Here is a 26,220-nt window from a genome sequence, read left to right on the forward strand (position 1 = left end):
TATTTATGCCCTTTTATTTTCGTTATAAATTATAAATGAAATTCAGTTTTGAAAATAAAATGCACTTTTTTAAATATATTATTACAAATAAGTAAATACATAGATACATCCTTATTTTTTTAATATATTTACTAATTTCACTCATAATATATATATTCTTTATTTAAATTAAATATAACTTGTATATTTTATATGTAAATTATGGCAAAAATATTATTTAATCAAATCAAAACTTGATTTATATACTTGGAAAAGGTATTATATTAAAGAGTGCTTAAAATACGAATTGCGTAAATAGGCATATATAAAATAATGAATAAGGAGAGTGATGGGCAATGGATACTAGTCCGTTGCGGAGAGAATTTTTTACATTTTCATCACTTAATAATATCTAAAATTAAAACTAATACATATATTCAGTTATATAAATTAGTTAATTAATAGATACTATTAAATGATGAGATTTATATAAAACTGAATAAAGGATGTGTTGCCATGATAAGATATTACAAAACTATAGATTCAAAATTAGAGAAACTTAGTTTTTTTGAAGATGGCTGTTGGATAAATCTTGTTGAACCTAATCATAGTGAAATCAACGAAATTTCTAATTTATTAAATATAGATGTAGAAAGCATAGAATCTGCACTAGATGAAGAAGAACGCTCAAGAATAGATGTTGAAGACAATCATACTCTTATACTTATAGATATACCAGTAGACGAAAGTGACTCTAATTCTTCTCATTATACTACAATACCCTTAGGTATTATACTAACTAAAGAAGCTATTGTAACAGTTTGCGATGCACAAACTAAGATTTTAAACGACTTTATAGTTGGTCATATTAAAGATTTTTTTACATTTAAAAAGACTCGCTTTTTGCTTCAAATTCTTCACAAAAATGCAGCTTATTACTTGCATTACTTAAGAAAAATAAATAAAATGACAATCATAATAGAGCGAGAAATTTACAAATCAATGAAAAACAAAGAATTGGTTCAATTATTGGAATTAGAAAAGTCTTTGGTATACTTCTCTACATCACTAAAAGCTAATGAACTTGTTTTAAACAAAATGGTTAGAACTGCTGGCATTAAGAAATATCCAGATGATGAAGACCTATTAGAAGATGTTATAGTCGAAAATAGACAAGCTCTTGATATGGCTAAAATATATGGAGATATATTGAGTAGAATTATGGATGCTTTCAGCGCAATTATAAGTAATAATCAGAATAATGTTATGCAAATTTTAACAGTGGTCACACTAATTTTCTCAATACCTACAATAATATCAGGATTCTTTGGTATGAATGTTATCAACATGCCATTTTCTAATAACCCAAATGGATTTTGGATAATACTTCTTATTACCTCTATAATATGTATAGTGATTACATTTTTCATGTCAAGAAACAAGTTATTATAAAAGATTAATAAAAGAAGCCATTAGAATTAATTGATTTTCATTTATTCTAATGGCTTTTATATATTTAAATTTATATAATCTTACAATGCTTTTTTAGTTATCATATTCTTCATCTATAATCATTTCAGTTTCAAGTCCTTCTAACATTGAATCTAAACTTTCTTTTATATTTAGTATATAAATTGGTACATACTCTTCTTCATCTATTTCCTCTTCTTGTAATTTAAATGGAGGAATTAATACTTCATCGAAGTCTATATTTAAATTAGGAAAACCTTCTACTATCTCTCCACAATTATCGTATTCTTCATTTGCCAAAGAAGTATACATATCTAGACTTTTTTTATAATAAAGACCCGCAAGCATATACTCACACTTCTTACTTCCATATTTAATACCTTCTTTATAATATTTCTCAGCTTCTACGTCATCATTTAACTTTAAATAAATTTGCCCTAAATTATATATCGATTCAACACAACCTTGTGACCTAGCTTTTTCATACCAAAATTTAGAATTTACATAATCTTTATAGAAGATATCATAAATTAATCCTACCATATGTTGGGCATACACATTATTCTCATTAGCAGGTGTATCAAACATCATTTTAGACTCTTCCAACTTACCTTCTCTAAAATAAATTCTACCTAGATGTATACGAGCATTCATATGACTTTTGCTACTTGCCATTTCAAAATACTTTCTAGCATTTTTTGTATTTCCTAGATTTTCATATATACACCCCAATCTATAGCTAGACCTAGTATCTCCATTTTCAGATGCTTTCTTATACCAACTTATAGCTTCTTCGATATTATTTAAATCTTCATAAATATTTCCTAATTTTATTTGACAAGATACGTTATTTGGAATTCTTGAATAATACGAAATCGCTTTTTCTATATCTTGATTTTTATAATATAAATCCCCAAGATTTTCAAGAGAACTTTTACATCCAACAGCTATGGCATCTTCATAATACCTAATAGCATTTTCATAGTCTTTTTCTTCAAAATATATACCAGCTAGATTATTTTTTGCCTCTGTTATATCATCTTCAGCTGCCATTTTATAATAAGTTTTTGCTTTTTCTATCTCATTTTCCCTATTATATAAATTAGCAAGTCTATATTTAGAAAGTGTATGATTTTTTTGTATTGCTTTCTCATAATAATAGATTGCATCTCCCAATTCTTCTTTTCTATCATATACATATGCAAGTCTATACTCAGACTTTACATCATCTCTATCGGCACTCTTTTTATAATACTTTTCTGCTTCTTCTAGATTATCATTTATTTCCATAATCATACCCAAGTTAAAGCAACCTTTCATATGACCTGACTTATACAATTGTTTATATAAACTTACTGTTGATTTATTATCTTTCTTTTTTCCATTTAATATTGCTAAATTATATTTTGCATCATCGTCTAAAAGCACAGAACCTTTTTTATAATATTCGTATGCTTCATCATCCTTCTCCAAAAAAGTGTATAATACTCCTAAATTAAAACAAGCTTTACCTAAATTATTGTCTGCTGCTGCTTTTAACCATTTTTCACATCTTATAAAATCTTTCATTTTAAAATGACATACACCTAAATTGTTTTGTGCTTGTAAATAACCTAAATTTGCTATCTTTTCATACCAATATATAGCATACTCATAACCATCTAATTTATAATACATATTGCCTAAATCAAAAGCAGCGTCCTCACTTCCACTTTTATATGCCATTGAATACCACTTTTCTGCTTCTTTAAATTGTTTTTTACTTTCATATATATTTCCCAAAGTATATTGAGATTTCACATAATTATCTAATGCAGCACTCTTGTACAATTCTATTGCACTTTCTGTCTTACCCATCTTTTCAAGAAGAGCACCTTTAGTATGTACGACTTTCGGGTCATTAGATATATTTTTTATTTTTTTTATAGAAAATTTTGTATTTTTCATTATTCGCTACCTACCCATTTTATAAAATATATTCTCTCAAACATTATTATACATTATAATCTATAATTAATGCTATAATATTGAATTTTTACCTTTTGTCACTATATTGTAACATTAAATTTTAAATTTTATAATCATTAGATTTTATTATGCAATTGGTATATAATGTATATATAGGGGGGACATTTTATGAATTTCAGCAATATTTTTATTCAAGTTGCAGTTTTATTTATAATTATTTTAGTTGGATATTTTGTCAGAAAATTCAACTTATTAGATGAGCACTGTACATCTAAACTTTCAACTTTGACAATGACAGTTTTTTTACCATCAATGATAATTAGTTCAATGCAAATTAACTTCGATAATAAGATGATACAAAAAATACTATTGTTATTATTTACATCTTTGATTATGTATATAGTTTCAATTGTAATTGCATTTTTATTAAAATACATTTTAAAATGTAATGATAAAAAAGATTTGGGAATATATCAGTATATAGTTGTCTTTTCAAATGTTGCCTTTATGGGTTATCCTGTAATTGAGGCAGTTCTGGGTCATGAAGCTATATTCTATACTGCAATATTCAATTTACCTTTTAATTTATTTTCTTTTACTTTAGGAATTTACCTTTTATCTAAAGGTAGCACAAATAAAGGTTTTTCAATAAAATCACTTATAAGCCCTGCTACAATAGCTATTGTTATTGGAATTTTTTTATTTGTGACAGGACTTAGATTACCCCAATTTATAAATGAACCACTTAAGATGTTGGGAAATATAACTACACCAATATCCATGATTATCATTGGAAGCTTACTTGCTAATTCTTCAGCTCTCTATTGCTTTGTAAACAAAAAGTTATATATAGTTACTTTTATAAGATTATTGATACTTCCCGTAATTGTATATTTTATTCTAAAAGGATGGATAGATGATAAGATGATTTTAGCTATACCAGTAGTAATTTCTTCCATGCCTGCTGCTGCAAATACTGCTATAATGGCTAATCAATATGACTCTAATATAACACTGGCTTCACAATGTGTGTTTTTTACAACACTATTTTCAGTTATATCTATACCTTTTATAAGTATTTTATTATTAGCTTGATTTATTTTTTTATGTATTATATAATAACATATTCAATAAATTACAAATATAAACATTTTATTGTAGTATATTGATGGAATTTTTTCCTAGATATTTGTCAATAATATCTATATGTATTATAGAATAGGAGGCTTAAATATGGATATAGATTTACTCTTTAAAATAGTATTTGCTATAGTTGCTATAGGTGTTTCTGTAAAAATTATCAAAACTGTTGCTAGTTTAGCTTTTAAAATAGCTTTGATATTGCTAATAATTTTATTTGTATATAGAATGTTTTTTTAAACATTTAAAAATAAGTTTTTTAATACAATAGAGAAGTAAAATAGAATATCTTTAATGAAAACTATTTATTAAAGATATTCTATTCTACTTCTCTATTAGCTTCTTTAGATTAAATTTTTATTATATCTTCCTATAGTATAAACATCTTCAAATTTTCCATCTCTGATTACAACATATTTTTTAATGTCCTCTATTTCAAAGTCTAACTTTTTGTATAAGTTCAATCCTTTTTCATTGTCCACAATTACTTCTAATCCTACTCTATCTAACATAATCTTTATTTTTACTTAAAACTTTACAAGCTTTATTTTATACTGTTTAAATCTATGTATGCTTCTATTTGAGGCACATATATCATGTTATCTTTTATATGTGTACTTCCAAATTCTTTTAACTCTGTACCTTCTTTATCCTTAGTTATTTTGTATCTAATTGACTCATCTTCTTCAGTTACTTCCGCATGAAAAAACATCCCTTCATATTGTTTAAACCTAAAATTGAAATTGTCTTTAGTAAGTTTTATTATCATATTTTTATCTACTCCTTATATAATTAATATTTTCTATTATTAGCTATATATATATTCATATTAATATATTATAACTTATCATTTATTTAGTATAAAGTTATAAATGGATATATTTATACTTATTTTGCAATCTATCTTCAATTGATATATAATATGTTTATATAAACTAGTGTATACGAGGTGAAACATGAGCAAAAAAACAAAATGTTTTTCTTTAATTCTTTTTCCTCTTGCTTTGCTTTTAAATTTTATAGCCAGCAAAGTTCCAAATATTATTGAAAAATATTACTCTCAATTTATAGATAAAATAATTGTACAAATATTGAGTAAAGTCTCAGGAATTTTTCCATTTTCTCTCTATGAAATTACAATTTACATAATAGTTATATCTATCTTCTTATTTTTATGTTCTACTTTATCTACAATTCTTAATGAGAACAAAAAATTAAATACATTTCTAAAGAATTCTATTTTAAATATATTATCTATTGTATCAATAGTCTACTTTCTTTTTGTAGTGCTTTGGGGAATAAACTATAATAGGATTCCACTTGAAAATACACTTATAAATAAATATAACTTAGAAAACAATACTTCTATCCAATCAAAACAACATAGTGTTAAAGAACTTACTAAATTATATAAATTCCTTGTAACTAAAGCAAATGAAACTAGAAAACTCACATTACAAGATAAAAATGGCATTGTAAAATCTAATACAGATTACAAGGGTGTCATAAATAGAGCCCAACTAGGATATGATAATGTCTTTGATATATTACCTAGTGTTAGTGGCAGTTATTCTAAACCTAAGTATATTATTTCATCAAATCTCATGTGCTATACAGGAATAACTGGCATATACTTTCCTTTTACAGGTGAGGCAAATGTAAATGTAGCAATACCTGATTTGTATATTCCTTGTACAGTTGAGCATGAAATGGCACATCAAAGGGGATTTGCTAGTGAAGATGAGGCTAATTTTATAGCGTATCTTACTTCTATAAAACATCCTGATATTGATTTTAACTATTCTGGTTATATTTTAGCTCTAAATCATACTGCTTCTGCTTTAAGTAAGGTTGATTATAATGCCTATGTTGCTATTTCTACTGGTATTTCAGATTCTGTCCGTAGAGATTTAAAAAATGAAAGTGAATTTTGGCAAAAATATGAAGGTAAAATTGATGAAATTTCTAATGAGTTTAACAACTCTTACTTAAAAGCTAATGGTGTTGCTGAAGGTACTCAGAGTTATAGTAAAATGGTTGATTTATTGCTAACTTATTATGAATTATATCCATATAACTAAGTGATACAATTCAAGACTCTATTTATATACAGTTGGTATTAAATCAGCTATTTTTTATTTAAATAAATTATTTAGCCCCAATCAATCTCATATAATTTGAAAGTACATCTATTTTTTCTGCAAAATCAAATTCATATTCCTAAACTTATTTAATTTTCAAATAAGTGTGTTGAATAATAATTCATTCTATTGTATTATGTAAGTGTAGAATAAAACTAAATCGGCAAAACTAGAGAAATTTAGTGACGCAAAGCTATAGGGACTAAGGCTTATAAGATTCTTATAAGTTATGTTAGCCAGTTGCCAAAAGGATATTTTCTTTTTGTTTTTTATGTAAGTTTTTTAGGGGGATAAATGATATATGTTTGGAGATAAAATGGATAGATGTACACATATACTAACTGCTTATATTGGTAGTTCGTATGATTATTGCAGTTTTATAGATACACAATTGGATGATTTTATACTAGAGTATGGAGAAAGTATAGTAGAAAAATGCTTACATCAAGTAATGGTCTTGGTAAGTAAATATAATTAGATAGATTTTATTTTCTAGAAAACCATTTTTAGTTTTATCTACTTTTATCAAATTATTCTTTTATCAAAATTAAATAATACTAATCTTTCTTATACTATCTGTATAACATTTTCACCTTTAACTATTCTATTGCAAACATTTCTATTATCTTTTTTAATAAATATCTTAACTAAGATTTTTAAAACGCAAAACTATCACATTATTTCACTATCTATGTAAAAAACTAAAAATGTATATATAAAATTACATAACTAAAAATCCTAAATTTATAGAAAGTATATATTCAAAATAAAAAAGCATGTATCAAAACATGACACATGCCTATAATCTTCTGCATATAAGCCATTTTGTCACAATAAAAATGTCTTTGTAACACTGGCATTTTCAAACAAAGCAGTTTATATTTAGCTAGATTAACATTAGTTAAATTCATACTTAATTTTACTATCATTAAATATTACTTATAGTAATTTTCTAATACGCTAGTAGCCACTGCTTTCCCTTGAAAGCTTTTCAACCAATTCTCGTATGCTGAATTTTTCCATACACTACCATCGCTAAATGTTACTTGTTTTACACAGGATATGATGTACTTTACATCATGCTCTCCAGTTGATTGTTTCCATTTATCAAACAATAGAGAAGCATCATTTTGATTCTTACCTGGAACTATTGCATTTTTCTTTGCATATTCTTTCTCCATTTGCTGCCATTCTTTCAACCATTTTTCTACCCACGCCTTACCTTGTTGTTTTTCAAACATATTTATTATGTCCTTTGGTGGTTGTTGTTGCATTTTTCTATAAGTATGTGAGTATGATTTTGGAGACACAGGAGATATACCTGCAACAATGCCATAGTCTACACCATCTGGGCTAAATCCAACACTTCCTACTTCACCGTTTGTTGCTACATTTCGAGCATCCCAGTATAGCTCAAGTGGTTTTCCATTTTTATCATATGCTAAACATGTAATTTCATAATCCATAATCGCCTTTTTACTGATATTTGTTAAGTTTATAACATTGCTAGGCCAATGATACGGAGTATCATCATACTGTATCTTGCTATTATTTATAAATAATGGAATATTTTCATTATAAACAAGACCTTTACTATTTGAAACATCTGAGATTTTATTTGTGACAGTACTTTCTGTGCTTGCTAAGTATACACTTGTTCTTTCTGAATTGGTTGTATTAAGAGAAAATGTTGTTGTCGTTCCAGTAATCAATAAGGCAACAACTAAAATAGGTAAACTAGACATTTTTTTATATCTCACAGTTCTTCACCCCTTCTTCTATTTAATTTCTAATAAAACAATTTCCCAAAAACATTAATATTTATGTTAACATAATCTACCAATAATTCTAGTAACTATATCTTATCATAGTTTCAATCAAATTTCAATACTATTGATGGAAACTTTCATTATATTAAATATTTTTTTAATTTTTATAACTCAAAACTAAAATTTAAATCATACATGTATCATTAAATCAGAATGTAGATTTATTAAATTTAGTGAACTTTATAAAATTAAAAATGACCAGATGATTAAATACTATAGATAAAACCTAGTCTAAAAGTATTTAAAAATCTAGTCAATTAATAATATCTCGATTGTATACTATAACTTTTCAATCTCTTCTAGCAACTCATCAACTAATTTGTCACCATCAATCATTCTTACTATTTCACCTTTTTTAAATAAAAGACCTTCACCTTTACCACCAGCAATACCTATGTCTGCTTCTCTAGCCTCACCAGGTCCGTTTACAGCACAGCCCATAATTGCAACAGTGATATCTTTTTCCATACTACCAATCTTTTCTTCAACCTCATTTACAACACTAATTAAATCTATATTACATCTACCGCATGTAGGGCATGATATAACCTTAATTTTATCATTCAAAAGTCCCAAACTTCTTAAAATCTGTTTGCCAACAAAAACCTCTTCAACAGGGTCACCTGTTAAAGATATTCTAACAGTATCTCCAATTCCTTTAAGAAGAAGTGCCCCTACTCCTATAGAAGACTTTATTGTCCCTTTATAGATACTTCCAGATTCCGTAATCCCAACATGAAGAGGATAATCAACTTTTTTTGATATTAATTCATATGCATCAACAGTTTTATAAATATCAGATGATTTTAGAGATATAACTATATTATGAAAATCTAAATCTTCAAGAATCTTAATATGTCCCATTGCACTTTCAACTAATGCTTCAGCAGTTGCAGAGCCATACTTTTTTAAGAGTTCTTTTTCTAAAGAACCACCATTAACTCCAATTCTAATTTTTAAATTTCTTTCCTTACATTTCTCAACTACCATCTTAACTTTTTCTATACTTCCGATATTACCAGGATTTATCCTAATACCATCCACACCTTGTTCTATAGCTTCAAGAGCTAACTTATAGTCAAAATGTATATCGGCAATAATTGGTATATTTATACTAGACTTTATCTTTCTTATATTTTTAGCAGCTTTAATATCAGGAACAGCAATTCTAACTATATCACAACCAGCTTCCTCTAGTCTCTTTATTTGAGCTATTGTGGCATCTGTATCTCTTGTATCAGTGTTTGTCATAGATTGTATACTTATAGGATTTTCTCCTCCTATTTTTACATTGCCCACACTTACTTCTCTAGTCTTTCTTCTCTCGTAACTCATATTCCACCTCTATATATTATTTTATATTAAATCTATTAAAATATTAAAACATTATAATCTACATGTATATTATAAATTAAAAAGCTATATAGTTAAATAAGAATAAATTTCATACATTAAAATTAATTTATTCTCATTTAAAACTACATAGCCCCTTTTCTTAAACTCTCTAAAAAACTAAATTACTGAAATAATCTTAATATATCTTTATATGTGATAAAAAGCATAAATAGCATTAAGGCTCCAAAACCAACAACATTTATCATGCCTTCTTTATTTGGGTCGAGTTTTTTACCACCTCTAATAGCTTCTAATAATAACATAAGTATTCTCCATCCATCAAGTGCTGGTATTGGCAATAGATTTACTATACCTAGGTTTAAACTTATGACAACAGCTAAATATACTACATTTATGATGCCCGTACGAGCTGCATCTGATACCATACCAATAACACCTACTGGACCTGCTACGGCATTTCCAATTCCTCCTGGGACATGCCCTGTAATCATTTGACCTAAGAATGTCAGCATCTGTTTTGTCATATCTACAGTAGTTTTACAAGCATTTACTATTGAACCAAAAAAATCTTTTTCTCTTTGTGGTTGAATTCCTATTTCATACTTTCCATTGTTATTTTTAGGTGTTACATTTACAACTTTATCACTTCCGTCTCTAGTTATACTAAGTTTTAATTCTCCACCAGAAGAAGTGTTTATTATATTTGCAACTTCATCCCAAGTCTTAACAGAATTACCATTAATTTTATTTATCTTATCTCCTACTTGAAGTCCTACCGCCTGTGCAGGAGTATCTGGCATTATCTTTCCTAATTTAGTTGTTGGAGAACCTATATACAAAAATACTGGTACCAAAAGTATTGCTGCTAATATTATATTAAATATTGGTCCTGCTACAATAGTACTAAATCTTTGTAATATAGATTTATTTCCAAAAGAATTTGGACTTATTTGTTCTTCATCTTCACCTTCCATACTGACATATCCACCAATCGGTAGAGCCCTTATAGAATACTCAGTATCTTTTTTTACACTATATATCTTAGGTCCCATACCTATAGAAAACTCATTTACTTTGATACCACTTCTTTTTGCAAATATAAAATGTCCTAACTCATGTATTAATACAATTATACTAAATAGTATTAATGCAGCTATTATAGTCATAAATTCACCTTCCTATTTTTTTATCAGATTTGCAACATAAGCTCTACTCCATCTATCTGTTTCTAAAATTTCCTCTAATGTTGGTTTACTTATGCTACTATGAACTTCTAAAGTTTTCTCTATGTAATATGGTATGTCATAGAAACCAATTTTATCCTCTAAAAATTCACTTACTAAAACTTCATTTGCTGAATTTAAAACAGAAGAATAAGTTCCTCCCATTTTTAAACATTCATAAGCCAATTTTAAACATGGAAAAGTTTCCAAATCTGGTTCTTCAAAAGTTAAAGTACTAAATTTTGAAAAATTCATTCTTTCAAAGCTACTTTCCATTCTATCTGGATATGTAAGAGCATACTGTATTGGCAGTCTCATATCTGGACATCCTAATTGTGCTATTATTGAGCTATCTGTATACTGTATCATTGAATGGATTATACTTTGTGGATGAACTACTACATCTATATTTTCTTGTCCTACTCCAAACAGCCACTTAGCTTCTATAACCTCAAGACCTTTATTCATAAGTGTTGAAGAATCTATACTTATCTTTCTTCCCATACTCCAATTTGGATGCTTTAAAGCTTCATTTTTAGTCATATTTATAAGCTCATTTTTTTTCTTTCCTCGAAAAGGACCACCGGATGCTGTAAGTATTATCTTTTCTATGTTTTTTTTATTTTCTCCATTTAGACATTGAAATATAGCACTATGTTCACTATCGACAGGGAGAATATTTACATTATATTTTTCTGCCTCTCTCATTACAAGTTCTCCAGCAGTTACTAACGTTTCTTTATTCGCTAATGCTATGTCTATTCCCTTCCTTATAGCACAAAGAGTTGGAACTAACCCTATCATTCCCACAACAGCGGTTAAAAGTACATCAACTTCATCAAGTGATGATATTATTTTTAATCCTTCCATACCTGTTAAAACTTCTATTTCTATATTTTTTGACAAAATTTCTTTTAATTTTAATGCTTTGTCTTCCTCAAAAACTGTTACATATTTAGGTTTAAACTCTACTATTTGTTCTAGTAATAACTCAATATTACTATTAGCTGATATTGCTACTATCTCAAACTTATCTCTATTTTCTCTAACTACATCCAAAGTTTGTTTACCTATAGAGCCTGTAGAACCTAAAATTGATATCTTTTTCATATAATAATCCTTTCTAATAATAAATATACCCCATCAGAACATTATAACACTACTAAAACAATTATTTTTACTATTCATAGAAATTTCATATAGCATCCTATAAACAAAACCAATCTATGGTTTCTGTATTTTATAAAGTATTATAAAATGTTTTAGTATCCCTAGATGTCTCTTTTTATTTCAACAACATCCTCTATTTTACAATCTAGTGCTAGACATATCTTTTCCATTGTATCCATAGAAACAGATTTATCATTTCCTAATCTACCTAAAACAGAAATACTTATACCTGATATATTTACAAATTCCATTTTCTTTATTTTTCTATCAATTAATAATTTCCATAATGGAGCGTATGAAATCATATTATCACCTCGCAAAATATATTCTATCACATTTTATCTATTTTGGAAAATTTTCATCTATTTAGATAAATAATTCAATGCACGAATTAGTAGAAAAAATCATTATATTATTTTTCAATTACATATTTATTAAAAAATTCTTTTTCTTCTATGGGTTTAGAGAAATAAAATCCCTGTCCCACATCACATTTAATTGTCTTTAAAAAATCTAAGTCCTCTTTAGTTTCAATACCTTCACATACAACAGACATATCTATACTATGTGACATTTCGATAATACATTGAATAATACTATATACTTTCTCTCGATTAAAGGTTTTTTTAAGTAAACTTTTATCTAACTTCAAACCATTAATCGATAAAGAACACAAAAGACTTAATGAAGAGTATCCTGAACCAAAATCATCCATAGAAATTAAAAATCCCAACTTTCTAAGTTTATCTAAAATTGAAATAACCGACTCAGATATTTCATTAAAAGCACTTTCAGTTAGCTCTATTTCTATATACTTAAAAGGGATTTCATATTCTCTAACAACATCTAAAAATCTTTGGTAAAAATCATTTTGGTAAATAGTAACTCTTGAAAAATTAACTGCAATAGGATAAGTATATTGATTCTTTTTCATAAATGTTTTTTTTATAAACGAACATGCTTTCTTTAACATATAAAAATCTAAATCAATAATAAATCCACTTTTTTCAAACAATGGAATGAATTGATCTGGTGACAAAAAACCAAACTCTGGAGAAATCCATCGTACAAGTGCTTCTGCACTCACAACATTTAAAGAAGATATTTGAAATTTTGGTTGCAAATACATATGGAATTCTTCATTTTCTAGTGCTTTGTACATATGATTATAAATATTATTTTCCATTTGTAACTGCTTTAGCAGATTTTCATTATACCACACTGTAGAGGAAATCCCTCTCTTTTTACTTACCTTATGTGCAATATTTGCCTTATCCATTATAGAATTAATAGATTTATAATCCAATTTATCAACTTCAACTAGATATGCACCTATACAATAAGATATAGTTTGAGTTACATTCATATTTAATTCAGATATTATGGCCTCAGTCAGAATCTTACTAATCTCATCTAAGAGAGAATCTCTATATTTTGCAAGTATTACAAAATTATCTGAACCAACTCTTGCACAAGTTTCTTTAGTATTAAAAGTTTTGGAGAGTGTATTTGCAACTATTATTAAAACTTTATCTCCATATTCATATCCATGTGTATCATTAATATATTTAAAATTGTCAATATCAATATTTAATAGCACATACTCTCCATTATATGCATGATGTAAAATTTCAATAGCTCGATTTTCAAATGCAACTTGGTTTTTTATTTTTGTCAAATTATCAGTATAAAATATCCTATCAAATTTTCTTTTATTGTAACATTCCCAAATTAAGAGAATTATTGTTGAAATTATAAGATAGATAAATAATATAGTGGCGAAAGAATGCAATTTTATGTCAGAATGTTTTTCAGATATAAAAACAACTTGATTAGATAACGAAGAATACACTTCACTCAATTCGTATAATTTACAACCAGAACCACCATTTCTAACTTTTATAATTTCTTTTTTCATAGATTTCCACATAGCATCCATTTGAATTAATTTTTCTTGAAATTCCTTATTGTCACACCTTTGCAATCCATTTTTTCCATTACCTGTTCTCAACTCTATTAAAATGCTATCTAGTTTCCTTATCAAGTTATCATTTCTTTTATTGTTTAATTCTTGCTTAACAACTTTTTGAGTTTCACTGCGAATAATACCAGTATAATTTATGATTTTAATATGTTCTATACTATGGTATAGAGAAAATATAAAAATAATAATAACAACTATCCAAACAACAGCATAAATTAAAAAATCATATTTTTTCTTCATTATTGTTACCTCGATTATAATATGTCTATATAATTTACAAATATCCAATCATTTATATGCCTAAGATTGACAAATCGTTAATAGTACAAATTTTATTTTTAGATAGAAAACATATAATATGTATTTTTTCCTTCTTCTTTTGCTCTGTATAAAGCACTATCTGCATGATGATATAACTCATAAAAATAATAAATCATGACCTAAGTCAAAAATTATTTTTAAATATTAGTCTATTCTAAATTTAATCACCAACTCAATAACATCAAAGATGGAATATCTAATCTATTTTAATAAATAATTAAAGTACTATTTACCTAGAAATTAACTCTTTGAATTTATTTTATCATATTATAGAAATATCTTCCTTTTTTTTTGAGATATTACTTAAATTATACCTAATATTTATACAATAGTAACAATAATCTACTTATCTCTTATTAATTATTTATAAAAATAAAATTTATAAATGATTATCAAGCAATGAAAATAGCTATGTAACTAATAACTGCAGAATCTCTCTGCTTTTAAAAGTTACATAGCTATTTTCATTACTAGCAATTATAGACTGCTCTTTTAAATCCAAACCAATCTTTATCTAATAAAAAATTTAATCGTACTATATACAAAAGGTGCAACTAATATAACACTATCGAATCTATCTAATATACCCCCATGACCAGGTATTATTTTTCCATAATCCTTTATCCCTACATATCTCTTTATAGAAGATGCAAATAAATCTCCTAACTGAGCTATTACACTTCCTATACTTCCTATTATCGCCAATTGAAGCAAATCAATGCCAAATAAATATCCAAATAAAATACAACAAAGTGTACTTCCTATTATTCCTCCAATAGCTCCTTCTATAGTCTTTTTAGGACTGACTTTAGGAATTAACTTATGTTTTCCAAGTAAATAACCACTAAAATATGCAAATATATCTGTCATAAAAGATATAACAAATATAAGCCATACATAGATACTACCTTTTTCAAATCCATTTATAGTTATAACTATAAAATCTAAAAATACTCCTATATAAAAAATTCCTAAAAATGTAATCGAAACATCTATAACATTTTTTTTGCCCATCAACATATAAATTATACTTGCTAAAAATAAAATAAAAATCACTGCATAAGTATATTCCAATGGTAAATTAAAAATATTTTTTACAGCTAAATAAACAGAAAATAAATATCCCATAATGAATATTGGATGTACATCTTTTATTTTAAATGCCTTATAAAACTCATGTAATGCAATATAAACTATTGCTGTCTCAGCTATATATAGAGGAATCCCTCCATATACAACAAATAGAAATAATGGAACCAGAGCTAGTGAAGCAATAATTCTTGTAAGCATAAAATAATCTCCTTACTTAAGTCCTCCAAATCTTCTATCCCTTTTTTGATATACGTATATAGCCTTCTGTAGTTCTTCTTTTTTAAAATCAGGCCAATGTATATCAGTAAAGTAAAACTCAGAATAAGCAACTTCCCAAAGTAAAAAGTTACTCAATCTTTGTTCACCACTTGTTCTTATTACTAAGTCTGGATCTGGTATAGACTTTGTGCTTAAATAGTTTTTTATAATATCTTCATCAATATTGTTTATATCTATTTTACCACTTTCACAATTTTTTAATATATCTATAAGAGCATTTTTTATATCTGCTCTACTTCCGTAGTTTAATGCTAAATTTAAGTTAACTCCTGTATTGTTTTTTGTCATTTCCCTAGCTGAGTTTAATTCTCTTATACAAGTTTTTGGTAAAGCACTTATATCTCCTATAGCAGTTACTTTTACATTGTTTTGGTGAAGTTCAGCTATTTCATTTCTTAAGTATGTAGATAATAAGTTCATAAGTGTGTCAACTTCAAGTTTCGGTCTTTTCCAGTTTTCTGTTGAAAACGCATATAATGTTAAGTGCTTAACACCTAATTTTGAGCATTCTTTTACTATATCTCTTATAGTTTCTACTCCAGCCTTATGTCCTGCAGTTCTTGGAAGGAATCTAGATTTTGCCCATCTTCCATTTCCATCCATTATAATAGCAATATGAGTAGGTATGTTATTTAAGTCTATGTCATATATAATGTTGTTATTCATATTTTGCCTCCAATATTGTTCTGACTCCTTAAATTAAGGAGTCAGAAAAGTATGTGATTATCAGTTCTACACTATCACCTATCTCAGATATTTTTATAACTCTAGGAACTACAAGTTTATCTTTATCCTTTTTACCTTCAATAGATTTTACGGTATAATTTATATCTTGTTCATCAAAATATTGTTTTACCTCATCCACATGAAGACCTAAAAGGCTATAATATTTTTTCAATATTATACCTCCATTATATCCTTTTCTTTTTTAGATAATAATGTATCTATCTCTTTTATAAATTTATCAGTCATTTTTTGAACTTCATCTTGTGCTTTCTTTAATTCATCTTCAGTTAATTCTCCGCCTTTTTCCATCTTTTTAATTTTCTCATTGGCGTCTCTTCTTTCATTTCTTATTCTAACTTTAAACTCCTCTGCAGCTTTACTAGCTTTTTTAGCTAATTCTTTTCTTCTTTCTTCTGTTAAAGCAGGTACAGAAAGTCTTATAACTTCACCATCATTTGATGGATTTAATCCTAAGTCTGAGTTAGCTATAGCTTTTTCTATTTCGTGCATAGCAGATTTATCCCAAGGAGATATCATTAATATTCTTGGCTCTGGTACAGATATAGCACCAATTTGATTTATTGGAGTTGGAGTTCCATAATAATCAACCCTTATTTTGTCTAGCATTTGTGCATTAGCTCTTCCTGCTCTTATAGTTCCAAATTCAAACTTTAAGGCATCAATTGTCCCATTCATTTTCTCTTCTAACTGCTTATGTATTTCTAGTTTCATAATTTTACTCCTCCTTCATTCTTCATTATTTTACAGTAGTTCCTATATTTTCGCCTTTTACTGCTCTTATTATATTCTCTGTTGTAAGCTCAAATACCTTTATTGGAATTTTATTATCCATACATAAAGATGTAGCTGTAGAGTCCATTACTTTTAATTCTTTCTGTATAACTTCCATGTAGCTTAATTCTGTAAATTTCTTAGCATCTGCATGTACTTTTGGATCCTTGTCATATACTGCGTCAACATTTTTAGCTAACAAGATAACTTCTGCTTCCATTTCAGCAGCACGTAAAGCTGCAGTTGTATCTGTTGTAAAGTAAGGGTTTCCTGTTCCTGCACCAAATATAACAACTCTTTCCTTTTCTAAGTGTCTAACTGCTCTTCTTCTTATATATGGTTCTGCAATTTGTCTCATGTCTATAGCAGTTTGAACTCTTGTGGCAACATCTATATTTTCTAGCGCATCCTGTAGCGCCATTGCATTCATAACTGTAGCTAACATTCCTATATAGTCAGCAGTAGTTCTATCCATTCCTTCACTAGTTCTACCTCTCCAGAAGTTTCCTCCACCTACTACTACAGCTACTTCAACACCTATTTCTTGTATTTTTTTTATAGCAATAGCAATATCATTAACTACATCATTATTTATACCAAAACCTCTTTCTCCTGCTAATGCTTCTCCACTTAATTTTAACAATACCCTTTTGTACATTGGTTTATCCATCAGAAACCTCCTATTTCAGTCCTTTATATCCATTTTTTCTATTTTTTAAAAAAGAGAACACCTGCGTGTTCTCTCTTTGGTTATTACTTAAGTTGCTTAGCAACTTCTTCTGCAAAGTTTTCTTCTCTCTTTTGTATACCTTCACCAACTTCGAATCTCACAACTTTAACAACTTTTATATCAGAACCTACTGCTTTAGCAACATCAGCAACTAATTGTTTAACAGTTATATCTGGATTTTTAACGAAAGTTTGCTCTAATAAACAAACCTCTTTTAATTCTTTTTCTAATCTTCCTTTAACCATTTTTTCAACTATATTAGCTGGCTTTCCTTCATTTAAAGCTTGTTGAGTTAATACTTCTGTTTCATGTGCTATGTATTCAGCATCTACTTCATCTCTTGAAACATACTTAGGATTCATAGCAGCAACTTGCATAGCTACATCTTTACCTAATTCTAAAACTTTAGCATCTCTAGCTTCTGTTTCCATTTCAACAAGAACACCTATTTTTCCACCACCGTGAATGTATCCAGCAACTTGTCCATTAGTTACAACTTTAGCAAATCTTCTAAAGTCTAATTTTTCACCTATTTTTGCAACTCTATTATTTAAAACTTCTTGTAAAGTTATTCCCTCTTTATGAGTTTCACCTAATAAAGAAGCTATATCTTCTTTATCAGTAGCTAATGCCATACAAGCAGCATCTTTAACGAACACTTTGAAGTCTTCGTTTTTAGCAACGAAATCTGTTTCTGAGTTAACTTCTACCATAGAAGCAACTGTATTATCATCGTTAATTTCTATTGCAACTAGACCTTCAGCAGCAACTCTACCAGCTTTTTTAGCAGCTTTTGATAATCCTTTTTCTCTTAATAAATCTACTGCTTTTTCCATATTTCCTTCAGCTTCTTGTAAAGCTTTCTTGCAGTCCATCATTCCTGCGCCTGTACTTTCTCTTAACTCTTTTACCATTTGAGCAGTTATATTAGCCATTTTTTAAGTTTCCTCCTACTTATTCTATTCCATATTATAAATGGTAAGGGCGACCCTTACCATTTAATTGTCAAATTATTATTCTTGGTCTTCAGCTACTTCTTCTTCAGCACCTTGTCTACCTTCAATTACAGCTGTTGCCATAGCACCAGTTATTAATTTTACGGCTCTTATAGCATCATCATTTCCTGGTATAGCAAAGTCTAATTGCTCTGGGTCACAGTTAGTATCAACTATACCAACTACTGGTATACCTAATCTGTGAGCTTCTTGAATAGCTATGTTTTCTTTTCTTGGGTCAACTACGAACATTGCACCTGGTAATTCAGGCATGTCTTTTATTCCACCTAAGTATTTTTCTAGTTTTTCTTTTTCAGCTCTTAATTTTATAACTTCTTTTTTAGGAAGAACATTAAATACACCTTCTTCTTCCATTTTTTCTAATTCTCTTAATTTATTTATTCTAGTTTTTATAGTTTTGTGGTTTGTTAACATTCCACCTAACCATCTTTCATTAACAAAGTACATTCCACATCTTTCAGCTTCATCTTTTATCGCATCTTGAGCTTGTTTTTTAGTTCCTACGAATAAGATTGGCTTTCCTGTTTCAGCTACTTCTTTAGTAAACTTGTAAGCTTCTTCAACCTTTTTAACTGTTTTTTGTAAGTCGATTATATATATTCCATTTCTCTCTGTGAATATATACTTAGCCATTTTAGGATTCCATCTTCTTGTTTGATGACCAAAATGAACACCTGCTTCTAATAATTGTTTCATTGATATTACTGACATATCTTACCTCCTGGTTTTATACCTCCAGCTTGATCTTCTCCCTAAAAAACCATGTAATAGGCACCTTTTAAGGATCCCAATGCTGTGTGTGATTTATTTTATTTTTTCACCTCTAGTAGTATATCATAGAGGTGAAAAAATAACAATATTTTTTCCATATTTTCTATTTTTATATTTTTTTGTATATTTTATACCATTTTTTTGAATTTAATTTGCAAATTTCATTTTTAATTTTGTTTTTAATGGTAGATTATCTACATTATTATTACTTACTATATCTACACTTCCAAGTAAGTCACCTGAATTAGTATAGTATTTTATAGTACCCATAGTATCGCCTTTTTTAACAGGATACTCTATATTTTTAATTTTAACTTCCGATTTTATACTTTCATCATCTTTTAATATTGTATAAAGTTCATCCTTTGCTTTTAAGGTAACCTCCAACTCTTTCATTCCTTTTATATATTTCTTACCAATAAAGCTATCTTTATCAATTACTTTTTTCATATTGAAATTTTCTTTCCCATATTTCAGTAGTGCTAAAGAAGCAGATGTTCTTTTATTTTTATGATTAGTACCCAATACAACTCCTATTACTCTACGTTTTTTCTCATTTTTCTCATTTTTATTTACAACCATAGAAAATGATAAGCAATATCCAGCATTACCAGTATATCCAGTTTTTATACCATCTACTTCTGGTATAATTCTTAATAATGCATTTGTATTGCTTTTTTCAAAGCTTCTATCTGAATTCGTATATGTCTCCATATCAGTTATAGCTGTTACTTGTTTTTCATAATGGTCAAACATGTATTTTCCAAGAATAGCTATATCTTTTGCAGTAGATATATTTTCTTTTGCTGGTTTTTTTGGATTACTTAAATCGTATATTGGAAGACCATTTGGATTTAGAAAATGCGTATTAGTCATTCCTATTTCTTTTGCTTTTTTATTCATTCTATCCACAAATGCTTCCTTCGATTTACAAATATGTTTTGCTATAGCAATTGCCGCATCATTTCCTGATACAATCATAAGACCTCTCATAAGTTCTATAAGTGGCACTTCTTCACCATCTTTAAGTTTATAACTCGACCCTTTTACTGATGCAATAGATTTGTCTATTTTTATTTTATCAGTTTCTTTTACTTCTTTATTTTCAATAGCTTCTATTGCAAGTAAAAAAGTCATCATCTTACTTAAGCTAGCTAATGGTACTTTCATATCAGGTTCTTTACTATATAAAACTCTACCTGTTTCTTGGTCTATAAGTATAGATGTTTTTGAATATTTGTCTACAGATTTTTCATCTGCATATGAATAATTTGGTATTATAAAAACTAGAATCATGGCTAATGCTATAATTTTTTTTAGTGCATTTTTCAAATTTTTCACCTTCTTGGATTATTAAGTATATTTATATTTAAATTTTCCCTATTTAGTCCAATTTATATCTAGTAATTAATACCTATCCATATTTACACAGATATTATTTTAGCATTCTCTTAATAATCACAGATGCCCAAATCGCTCCTATTGTAACTCCAAAAAATACTTCTACTCCTACTAAAACTTTACCAATCAAACCTGTAGCAACCATATCTCCATATCCTACTGTACTAAATGTAGCCATACTAAAATACCATAAGTCTATATACATTTTTAAAATTTCACTCAATGAGTAATCAGATATGTTATTTATATTTAAAGCTACAAGTGTACTATTTGAACTTTCTATATCTACAAATAGGTATAGTAAAGCAAAAATGCTTATTATAGCTATAATAATAAATAATATCTTCCATGGTTTTTCTCCATAGCCTGTAGTATAGCGTGCTATTTGATCAAAAAATTTTTCAACTAAATAATCACTGAATGTAGGATATTCAGAGCGTTTCATTATTTTACTGCTATAAATCCTTTCCTTATAATAATAATGTCCTATCCTCTCGTATTCTCCAATTTTTGTTGCTTGGTTTCTAGCTATCCTGTAATTTATTTTTCCATGTTTATACTCACCTTTTTCGTAGTCTACATTTTTCAGCACAAATTTTGTACACATACTAAAAATTATTCCATCCATTCGTGGAAAATTTTCTACTTTATTTACCACTAAATCAGGTCCTTTAAATTTTACTTTTTCGAATATAATATCATTTATATGCTCTTTATTAAATTTCGTTTTATTAAAATAACAATTTCCTAAAAATACACAACCATTAAAAAATACCTGCTCTTTAAATTCTGTATAATCAAAAATAGCATTCTTTTTAAAAATATACTTTTTAAAATTTGCTTTCTGTTTAAACATAGCTTCAGAAAAATTTAACACATCATAATCATAAGTTAAGATTTCTTCCGCATTGAATTCATTTTCAAACACAAATCCGTTAAATTCACATATCTCTTCTTTATAAAGAGTATCCATCATCAGCTGTATCTCTTCATCAGATTTATTTTCTTTATGAAAGATACAATATCCAGAAGAATCTGCCTCTCTATGACATTTTTTTCTCTCATCTATTTTAGATATCCATTTACAATTCATAAATATCCTCCAGTACAAAACAATTATTACTATTTTGTATTAGTTTGGATATTATTTTATTTTATATACTTAAATAATTACAAAATATATGTTAAATTATTCGTTTTAAACTTTTAATCTGTTTCTTATAAAAAATAATAAATTTTATATATACTTTCATTTCTTTACATATTAAATATGATTCTAAAACTACTTATCATTTTTAAGTAATTTTGTAACTATATTTAACGCTACTAAATCATCCATAAACCCTATTGGAAATACAAAATCTGGAATCACATCTGTCGATATAACAAAGTAAAGTAGCATACTTCCAATCAATAAATATTTCTTTATTGTAAGTCCCTCTGTACAAAAGTCAGCATACATTTCTCTTAATCTATCTGTAAATTGACCTTGTTTTTCAATAGAATCTATTTTTTTATTAAAATTATCAAAAAGTAATTTTTTACCTTCATCTGTTTGGACATATAATTTACACTTACTTAACTCTTTTTCAATATTTCCATTAAAATTCTTATCATTGATTAAGTTTGCAAATCCAAGAACATCATCAAAATTACTAAAATCACTATCCGTATTAAATATTTGATTATTATTGTTTCTAAATTCATATCCTGAAGCTTTTAATAATTCTTCTAGATTAATATTCAAATGTATTGCCATCTTTTCTAAATGATTTATATTTGGTTTTTGTTTATTATTAGCTATACGAGATATAGTAGATTTATCAATTCCACTTTTTTTACTCAATTCCCCCATTGATAATTCTTTTTCTTCTAATAAAATCTTCAACAAATCACCGAAATTCCCAACCTTGTTTTGTTGCTCCATTATTTTCACCTACTTTATTATGATTGGTTTTATATTATTATATAATATGATTTTTTTGTTATTTAGGTGTTGTATGATGTTGAAATTTTATCAACAATCTATTGGATTATCTGTAACAATTTATCCATTTTTACAATACTATAACTAATATAAGTACAAAATTTAAGAGAAAGGATGTTAATCTACTGTGATTGAATCAATTTTATTAGTTACTTCTCTTTGTATAGATGCCTTTGTAACAAGCTTTGGATATGGCGTAAATAAAGTTAAAGTTCCTTTATATTCAAATATAATTATTAGTGTAGTTTGTTCAGCTATTTTGGCAATATCACTTTTTGCAGGTACAATAGTTAGAGACTTCTTACCTCAAAATATAACAATGTTAATATGTTTCTTTATCTTATTTTTATTAGGAAGTACTAGACTAATTGAAAGCTTTTTTAAATCTTATTTTAAGAAAAAATCTATACACTCAAAAGATTATAACTTTAATATGTTAGACCTCAAATTAAATTTTAATGTAAGTATTGAACCTGATACCTTGGATACAAGTAAATCTAAAGTACTTAAATCTGCTGAAGCATTTACACTTGCAATTGCTTTAAGTTTAGATGGATTAGCTATCGGTTTTGGTAGTGGTCTTGTAGGTGTAAATTATATACAAGTTATTCTATTTTCTTTAATATCAAATGTAATTGCAGTATTATTTGGTTGTTTACTAGGAAATATGTTTGTTAAAAATGTAAATTTAAATTTATCTTGGTTAAGTGGTTTAATCTTGTTAGTAATTGGATTTATGAAAATATGTTAATTATGTTAATAAAGAAGCAATCTAAAGATAAAATTTTCTCTTTAGATTGCTTCCTTTTGTGCTTTTTATATTTGTTTTCTATTCTGTCTAATTTCTTTCTGAATCTTTTTAAGAGCTTTCTTCGAACCTCTCTGAATATCTTTTTCTAATTTTCTATCTTCAAAACTAGTAAACAATGTATCCAAATCATATCCTTCTGGATATAATTCTGATGCTTTTATGCTAAGTTGTAATCTTTTTATGTTTACTGAAATAAAATTATCTTTAAATAATACTTCTACATTATTAAACTTGTCTATTGGCTTATATACAACTCCAAAATCATCTTCATCTAATAATTTTACTTTATCCCCTACATTATAATCTGTATAGTTTAAAATGACTTCAGAACTATCTTTATCTTCAACACTAGATTGTAACTTACTTCTTTTAACTAAATCTAAATTGTAGCTTCTATCAATTATATATTCTTTAGCCCTCTCTAAAACTCTATTTTTTATTCCCATTTTTTTAGAAATAAAAAGGGCATTACTATCTTCAGATTTTCCTATAGTTAACTTATACATGGGTTCTAAAGTTTCTTTATCAAACATCATACCAGCATTTTCAAACTCTGGATGCAATGTAGCAAACTTTTTTATCTCTCCATAATGAGTTGATGCTATTGTTATACATCCCATTTTATAAAATTCTTCTAACAATGATATTGCTAATCCAGCTCCTTCATTAGGTTCAGTTCCACTTCCTATTTCATCAAACAGAACAAGAGTGGAATTATTTGATAAATTCATAATCTCTGCAATATTTTTTATGTGTGATGAAAAAGTACTCAAGGCATTTTCAATACTTTGATTATCCCCTATATCTACAAAAACTTTTTCAAATACACTAAATTCACTGCCTTCTTTTGCAGAAATATCAAATCCACATTGAACCATTAAAGTTAATAGTCCAACAGTCTTAAGGGTTACAGTTTTTCCTCCTGCATTAGGACCTGTTATTATAAGACTTCTATAGTTTTTGCCTATTTCAAAATCTAAAGGTACTACATCTCCTGTTAGAAGTGGATGTTTACCTTTAATTATTTTTATATAGCCATTATTATTTATTTTCGGAGTAATTCCTTTTATTTTTTGACTATACTTGGCTTTTGCAAATACCATATCGTATTCAGAAAGTATTTCTATATTTAATTTTATCTGACTTATCTTCTCAAATATAAGTTCTGTTAAATAAGATAATATTTTGTATTCTTCAATAGTTTCATCAGCTTTTAACATAGTTAACTCTGTACTTAAATTTGAAATACTAATAGGTTCAATAAATACAGTATTTCCTTTTGATGATGTATCTAATATAGTACCATCAACTTCATTTTTATAAGAAGATTTAATTGGTATTACATATCTATCATTTCTTTTACTTATTATAAACTCTTGTATATACTTTTTATTTACAGTTGATGTTATAAATTTATTTAATCTATCTTTTATCTTTCCTTCTGTAATTTCTATATTTCGTCTTACTTTTTTTAATTCTTTACTCGCATTAGAATCAACTTTATTAGATTTTATACAGTAATTTATCTCATCTTCTATATTTTTACATTCTGTTATGTTTAAAGCATAAGAACTTAATGTAGGTGAATAAAATTCTTTTTCTAACATAAAAGCTTTCATCTTCCTACAACCTCTTAAAAAATCTTCAATATTTACAAGTTCAATAGGTTCTATTATCATTCCTTTTTCAATTTTATCTATTGTAGAACCTGCATTAAACAACCCTTCAAGTGGTATGTGATTACTATTTTCAATTATCTTTCTAGCTTCTTTATTTTCTGCTAACTTTCTTCTTACTACTCCAATATTGCCACTAGGAGTTAATTTATCTATTAAATTTTTTCCTAGCGAACTTACACAATGTATTTTTATTAATTCTTTAACTTCATTTAGTTGTAATCTTTCAAATGTATTACTATTCATTATTTTTTCTCCTTTATTTATAAGTCATTGTCTTTTAAATCACCATATCATTTACTTTGATAATAGTTATTTTGCGAACAACTTAATAAATAAGGAGTTATTATATATCAAA

Annotated in this window: 25 protein-coding genes, 1 pseudogene and 1 riboswitch; of the genes and pseudogenes, 6 read left to right on the plus strand and 20 right to left on the minus strand. The window is 27.1% G+C overall.

All coding sequences use genetic code 11. The features are described 5' to 3' along the window. The first annotated feature begins 495 nt into the window (after positions 1 to 495). Complete coding sequence (locus tag JJC02_10140) at positions 496 to 1,431, plus strand: magnesium transporter CorA family protein (protein UDN53272.1); 936 nt, start codon at positions 496 to 498, stop codon at positions 1,429 to 1,431. Between the two features lie 93 nt (positions 1,432 to 1,524). Here JJC02_10140 and JJC02_10145 read toward each other — a convergent pair whose 3' ends face one another. Next, on the minus strand, positions 1,525 to 3,396 hold the full coding sequence (locus tag JJC02_10145) for a sel1 repeat family protein (protein UDN53273.1): 1,872 nt from the start codon (positions 3,394 to 3,396) through the stop codon (positions 1,525 to 1,527). Between the two features lie 189 nt (positions 3,397 to 3,585). Between JJC02_10145 and JJC02_10150 the strand changes: the two genes are divergently transcribed. Further along, positions 3,586 to 4,512 carry an AEC family transporter gene (locus tag JJC02_10150; GenBank protein UDN53274.1) on the plus strand — a complete coding sequence of 309 codons (927 nt, stop codon included), beginning with the start codon at positions 3,586 to 3,588 and terminating at the stop codon, positions 4,510 to 4,512. 138 nt (positions 4,513 to 4,650) lie between these two features. Next, positions 4,651 to 4,797 (plus strand): hypothetical protein, encoded by a 147-nt coding sequence (locus tag JJC02_10155; protein UDN53275.1) that lies wholly within the window; start codon positions 4,651 to 4,653, stop codon positions 4,795 to 4,797. 104 nt (positions 4,798 to 4,901) lie between these two features. On the opposite strand, the pseudogene JJC02_10160 reads toward JJC02_10155, so the two are convergent. Further along, a pseudogene (locus JJC02_10160) lies at positions 4,902 to 5,072 on the minus strand (GNAT family N-acetyltransferase). A gap of 29 nt (positions 5,073 to 5,101) precedes the next feature. After that, positions 5,102 to 5,326, minus strand: a complete 225-nt coding sequence (locus JJC02_10165) for a hypothetical protein (protein ID UDN53276.1) — start codon at positions 5,324 to 5,326, stop codon at positions 5,102 to 5,104. A gap of 187 nt (positions 5,327 to 5,513) precedes the next feature. Here JJC02_10165 and JJC02_10170 point away from each other — a divergent pair, with 187 nt between their 5' ends. Then, positions 5,514 to 6,638 (plus strand): DUF3810 domain-containing protein, encoded by a 1,125-nt coding sequence (locus tag JJC02_10170; GenBank protein UDN53277.1) that lies wholly within the window; start codon positions 5,514 to 5,516, stop codon positions 6,636 to 6,638. Between the two features lie 212 nt (positions 6,639 to 6,850). Next, positions 6,851 to 6,946: riboswitch (cyclic di-GMP riboswitch) on the plus strand. Between the two features lie 53 nt (positions 6,947 to 6,999). Further along, positions 7,000 to 7,176: a hypothetical protein gene (locus JJC02_10175; protein UDN53278.1), complete on the plus strand. Its 177-nt coding sequence runs from the start codon at positions 7,000 to 7,002 to the stop codon at positions 7,174 to 7,176. A gap of 457 nt (positions 7,177 to 7,633) precedes the next feature. Here the strand turns inward: JJC02_10175 and JJC02_10180 are convergent, their stop codons facing one another. The 16 genes from JJC02_10180 to JJC02_10255 form a co-directional block, all read right to left on the minus strand. After that, positions 7,634 to 8,458 carry a hypothetical protein gene (locus JJC02_10180; protein UDN53279.1) on the minus strand — a complete coding sequence of 275 codons (825 nt, stop codon included), beginning with the start codon at positions 8,456 to 8,458 and terminating at the stop codon, positions 7,634 to 7,636. Between the two features lie 348 nt (positions 8,459 to 8,806). After that, positions 8,807 to 9,862 carry a flavodoxin-dependent (E)-4-hydroxy-3-methylbut-2-enyl-diphosphate synthase gene (gene ispG, locus JJC02_10185; GenBank protein UDN53280.1) on the minus strand — a complete coding sequence of 352 codons (1,056 nt, stop codon included), beginning with the start codon at positions 9,860 to 9,862 and terminating at the stop codon, positions 8,807 to 8,809. 182 nt (positions 9,863 to 10,044) lie between these two features. Further along, the gene (rseP, locus tag JJC02_10190; GenBank protein ID UDN53281.1) at positions 10,045 to 11,049 is read right to left on the minus strand and encodes an RIP metalloprotease RseP; all 1,005 of its coding nucleotides are present in this window, start codon (positions 11,047 to 11,049) and stop codon (positions 10,045 to 10,047) included. Between the two features lie 12 nt (positions 11,050 to 11,061). Then, complete coding sequence (locus tag JJC02_10195; protein UDN53282.1) at positions 11,062 to 12,216, minus strand: 1-deoxy-D-xylulose-5-phosphate reductoisomerase; 1,155 nt, start codon at positions 12,214 to 12,216, stop codon at positions 11,062 to 11,064. A gap of 161 nt (positions 12,217 to 12,377) precedes the next feature. Further along, complete coding sequence (locus JJC02_10200) at positions 12,378 to 12,581, minus strand: helix-turn-helix domain-containing protein (protein UDN53283.1); 204 nt, start codon at positions 12,579 to 12,581, stop codon at positions 12,378 to 12,380. 107 nt (positions 12,582 to 12,688) lie between these two features. Further along, positions 12,689 to 14,500, minus strand: coding sequence for a bifunctional diguanylate cyclase/phosphodiesterase (locus tag JJC02_10205; GenBank protein ID UDN53284.1), 1,812 nt, complete (start codon positions 14,498 to 14,500; stop codon positions 12,689 to 12,691). Positions 14,501 to 15,091: 591 nt separating this feature from the next. Beyond that, on the minus strand, positions 15,092 to 15,871 hold the full coding sequence (locus JJC02_10210; protein UDN53285.1) for a phosphatidate cytidylyltransferase: 780 nt from the start codon (positions 15,869 to 15,871) through the stop codon (positions 15,092 to 15,094). 12 nt (positions 15,872 to 15,883) lie between these two features. After that, positions 15,884 to 16,618 carry an isoprenyl transferase gene (locus JJC02_10215; GenBank protein UDN53286.1) on the minus strand — a complete coding sequence of 245 codons (735 nt, stop codon included), beginning with the start codon at positions 16,616 to 16,618 and terminating at the stop codon, positions 15,884 to 15,886. 28 nt (positions 16,619 to 16,646) lie between these two features. Further along, a complete protein-coding gene (locus JJC02_10220; GenBank protein UDN53287.1) occupies positions 16,647 to 16,850 on the minus strand; it encodes a hypothetical protein in 204 nt (67 codons plus the stop codon). Positions 16,851 to 16,852: 2 nt separating this feature from the next. Then, complete coding sequence (gene frr, locus JJC02_10225) at positions 16,853 to 17,410, minus strand: ribosome recycling factor (GenBank protein UDN53288.1); 558 nt, start codon at positions 17,408 to 17,410, stop codon at positions 16,853 to 16,855. Positions 17,411 to 17,435: 25 nt separating this feature from the next. Beyond that, positions 17,436 to 18,140, minus strand: coding sequence for a UMP kinase (locus JJC02_10230; GenBank protein ID UDN53289.1), 705 nt, complete (start codon positions 18,138 to 18,140; stop codon positions 17,436 to 17,438). A gap of 83 nt (positions 18,141 to 18,223) precedes the next feature. Then, the gene (locus JJC02_10235) at positions 18,224 to 19,135 is read right to left on the minus strand and encodes an elongation factor Ts (protein UDN53290.1); all 912 of its coding nucleotides are present in this window, start codon (positions 19,133 to 19,135) and stop codon (positions 18,224 to 18,226) included. 78 nt (positions 19,136 to 19,213) lie between these two features. Beyond that, on the minus strand, positions 19,214 to 19,927 hold the full coding sequence (gene rpsB / locus JJC02_10240) for a 30S ribosomal protein S2 (GenBank protein ID UDN53291.1): 714 nt from the start codon (positions 19,925 to 19,927) through the stop codon (positions 19,214 to 19,216). 207 nt (positions 19,928 to 20,134) lie between these two features. Continuing rightward, positions 20,135 to 21,319 carry a D-alanyl-D-alanine carboxypeptidase gene (locus tag JJC02_10245; protein UDN53292.1) on the minus strand — a complete coding sequence of 395 codons (1,185 nt, stop codon included), beginning with the start codon at positions 21,317 to 21,319 and terminating at the stop codon, positions 20,135 to 20,137. Positions 21,320 to 21,422: 103 nt separating this feature from the next. Continuing rightward, complete coding sequence (locus JJC02_10250) at positions 21,423 to 22,481, minus strand: potassium channel family protein (GenBank protein ID UDN53293.1); 1,059 nt, start codon at positions 22,479 to 22,481, stop codon at positions 21,423 to 21,425. Positions 22,482 to 22,670: 189 nt separating this feature from the next. Continuing rightward, positions 22,671 to 23,315 carry a helix-turn-helix domain-containing protein gene (locus JJC02_10255; GenBank protein UDN53294.1) on the minus strand — a complete coding sequence of 215 codons (645 nt, stop codon included), beginning with the start codon at positions 23,313 to 23,315 and terminating at the stop codon, positions 22,671 to 22,673. Between the two features lie 187 nt (positions 23,316 to 23,502). Between JJC02_10255 and ytaF the strand changes: the two genes are divergently transcribed. After that, positions 23,503 to 24,126 (plus strand): sporulation membrane protein YtaF, encoded by a 624-nt coding sequence (gene ytaF / locus JJC02_10260; protein UDN53295.1) that lies wholly within the window; start codon positions 23,503 to 23,505, stop codon positions 24,124 to 24,126. 65 nt (positions 24,127 to 24,191) lie between these two features. Here ytaF and JJC02_10265 read toward each other — a convergent pair whose 3' ends face one another. Next, positions 24,192 to 26,108, minus strand: a complete 1,917-nt coding sequence (locus JJC02_10265) for an endonuclease MutS2 (GenBank protein UDN53296.1) — start codon at positions 26,106 to 26,108, stop codon at positions 24,192 to 24,194. Between the last annotated feature and the right edge of the window lie 112 nt (positions 26,109 to 26,220).

The organism is Clostridioides sp. ES-S-0054-01, assembly GCA_021561035.1.
GTDB lineage: Bacteria > Bacillota > Clostridia > Peptostreptococcales > Peptostreptococcaceae > Clostridioides.

Bases quoted from the DNA above. Each gene is read 5' to 3' on its own strand.
- JJC02_10140 (UDN53272.1), top strand. From the start codon at position 496: ATGATAAGATATTACAAAACTATAGATTCAAAATTAGAGAAACTTAGT.
- JJC02_10145 (UDN53273.1), bottom strand. From the start codon at position 3,396: ATGAAAAATACAAAATTTTCTATAAAAAAAATAAAAAATATATCTAAT.
- JJC02_10150 (UDN53274.1), top strand. From the start codon at position 3,586: ATGAATTTCAGCAATATTTTTATTCAAGTTGCAGTTTTATTTATAATT.
- JJC02_10155 (UDN53275.1), top strand. From the start codon at position 4,651: ATGGATATAGATTTACTCTTTAAAATAGTATTTGCTATAGTTGCTATA.
- JJC02_10165 (UDN53276.1), bottom strand. From the start codon at position 5,326: ATGATAATAAAACTTACTAAAGACAATTTCAATTTTAGGTTTAAACAA.
- JJC02_10170 (UDN53277.1), top strand. From the start codon at position 5,514: ATGAGCAAAAAAACAAAATGTTTTTCTTTAATTCTTTTTCCTCTTGCT.
- JJC02_10175 (UDN53278.1), top strand. From the start codon at position 7,000: ATGTTTGGAGATAAAATGGATAGATGTACACATATACTAACTGCTTAT.
- ispG (UDN53280.1), bottom strand. From the start codon at position 9,862: ATGAGTTACGAGAGAAGAAAGACTAGAGAAGTAAGTGTGGGCAATGTA.
- rseP (UDN53281.1), bottom strand. From the start codon at position 11,049: ATGACTATAATAGCTGCATTAATACTATTTAGTATAATTGTATTAATA.
- JJC02_10195 (UDN53282.1), bottom strand. From the start codon at position 12,216: ATGAAAAAGATATCAATTTTAGGTTCTACAGGCTCTATAGGTAAACAA.
- JJC02_10200 (UDN53283.1), bottom strand. From the start codon at position 12,581: ATGATTTCATACGCTCCATTATGGAAATTATTAATTGATAGAAAAATA.
- JJC02_10205 (UDN53284.1), bottom strand. From the start codon at position 14,500: ATGAAGAAAAAATATGATTTTTTAATTTATGCTGTTGTTTGGATAGTT.
- JJC02_10210 (UDN53285.1), bottom strand. From the start codon at position 15,871: ATGCTTACAAGAATTATTGCTTCACTAGCTCTGGTTCCATTATTTCTA.
- JJC02_10215 (UDN53286.1), bottom strand. From the start codon at position 16,618: ATGAATAACAACATTATATATGACATAGACTTAAATAACATACCTACT.
- frr (UDN53288.1), bottom strand. From the start codon at position 17,410: ATGAAACTAGAAATACATAAGCAGTTAGAAGAGAAAATGAATGGGACA.
- JJC02_10230 (UDN53289.1), bottom strand. From the start codon at position 18,140: ATGGATAAACCAATGTACAAAAGGGTATTGTTAAAATTAAGTGGAGAA.
- JJC02_10235 (UDN53290.1), bottom strand. From the start codon at position 19,135: ATGGCTAATATAACTGCTCAAATGGTAAAAGAGTTAAGAGAAAGTACA.
- rpsB (UDN53291.1), bottom strand. From the start codon at position 19,927: ATGTCAGTAATATCAATGAAACAATTATTAGAAGCAGGTGTTCATTTT.
- JJC02_10250 (UDN53293.1), bottom strand. From the start codon at position 22,481: ATGAATTGTAAATGGATATCTAAAATAGATGAGAGAAAAAAATGTCAT.
- JJC02_10255 (UDN53294.1), bottom strand. From the start codon at position 23,315: ATGGAGCAACAAAACAAGGTTGGGAATTTCGGTGATTTGTTGAAGATT.
- JJC02_10265 (UDN53296.1), bottom strand. From the start codon at position 26,108: ATGAATAGTAATACATTTGAAAGATTACAACTAAATGAAGTTAAAGAA.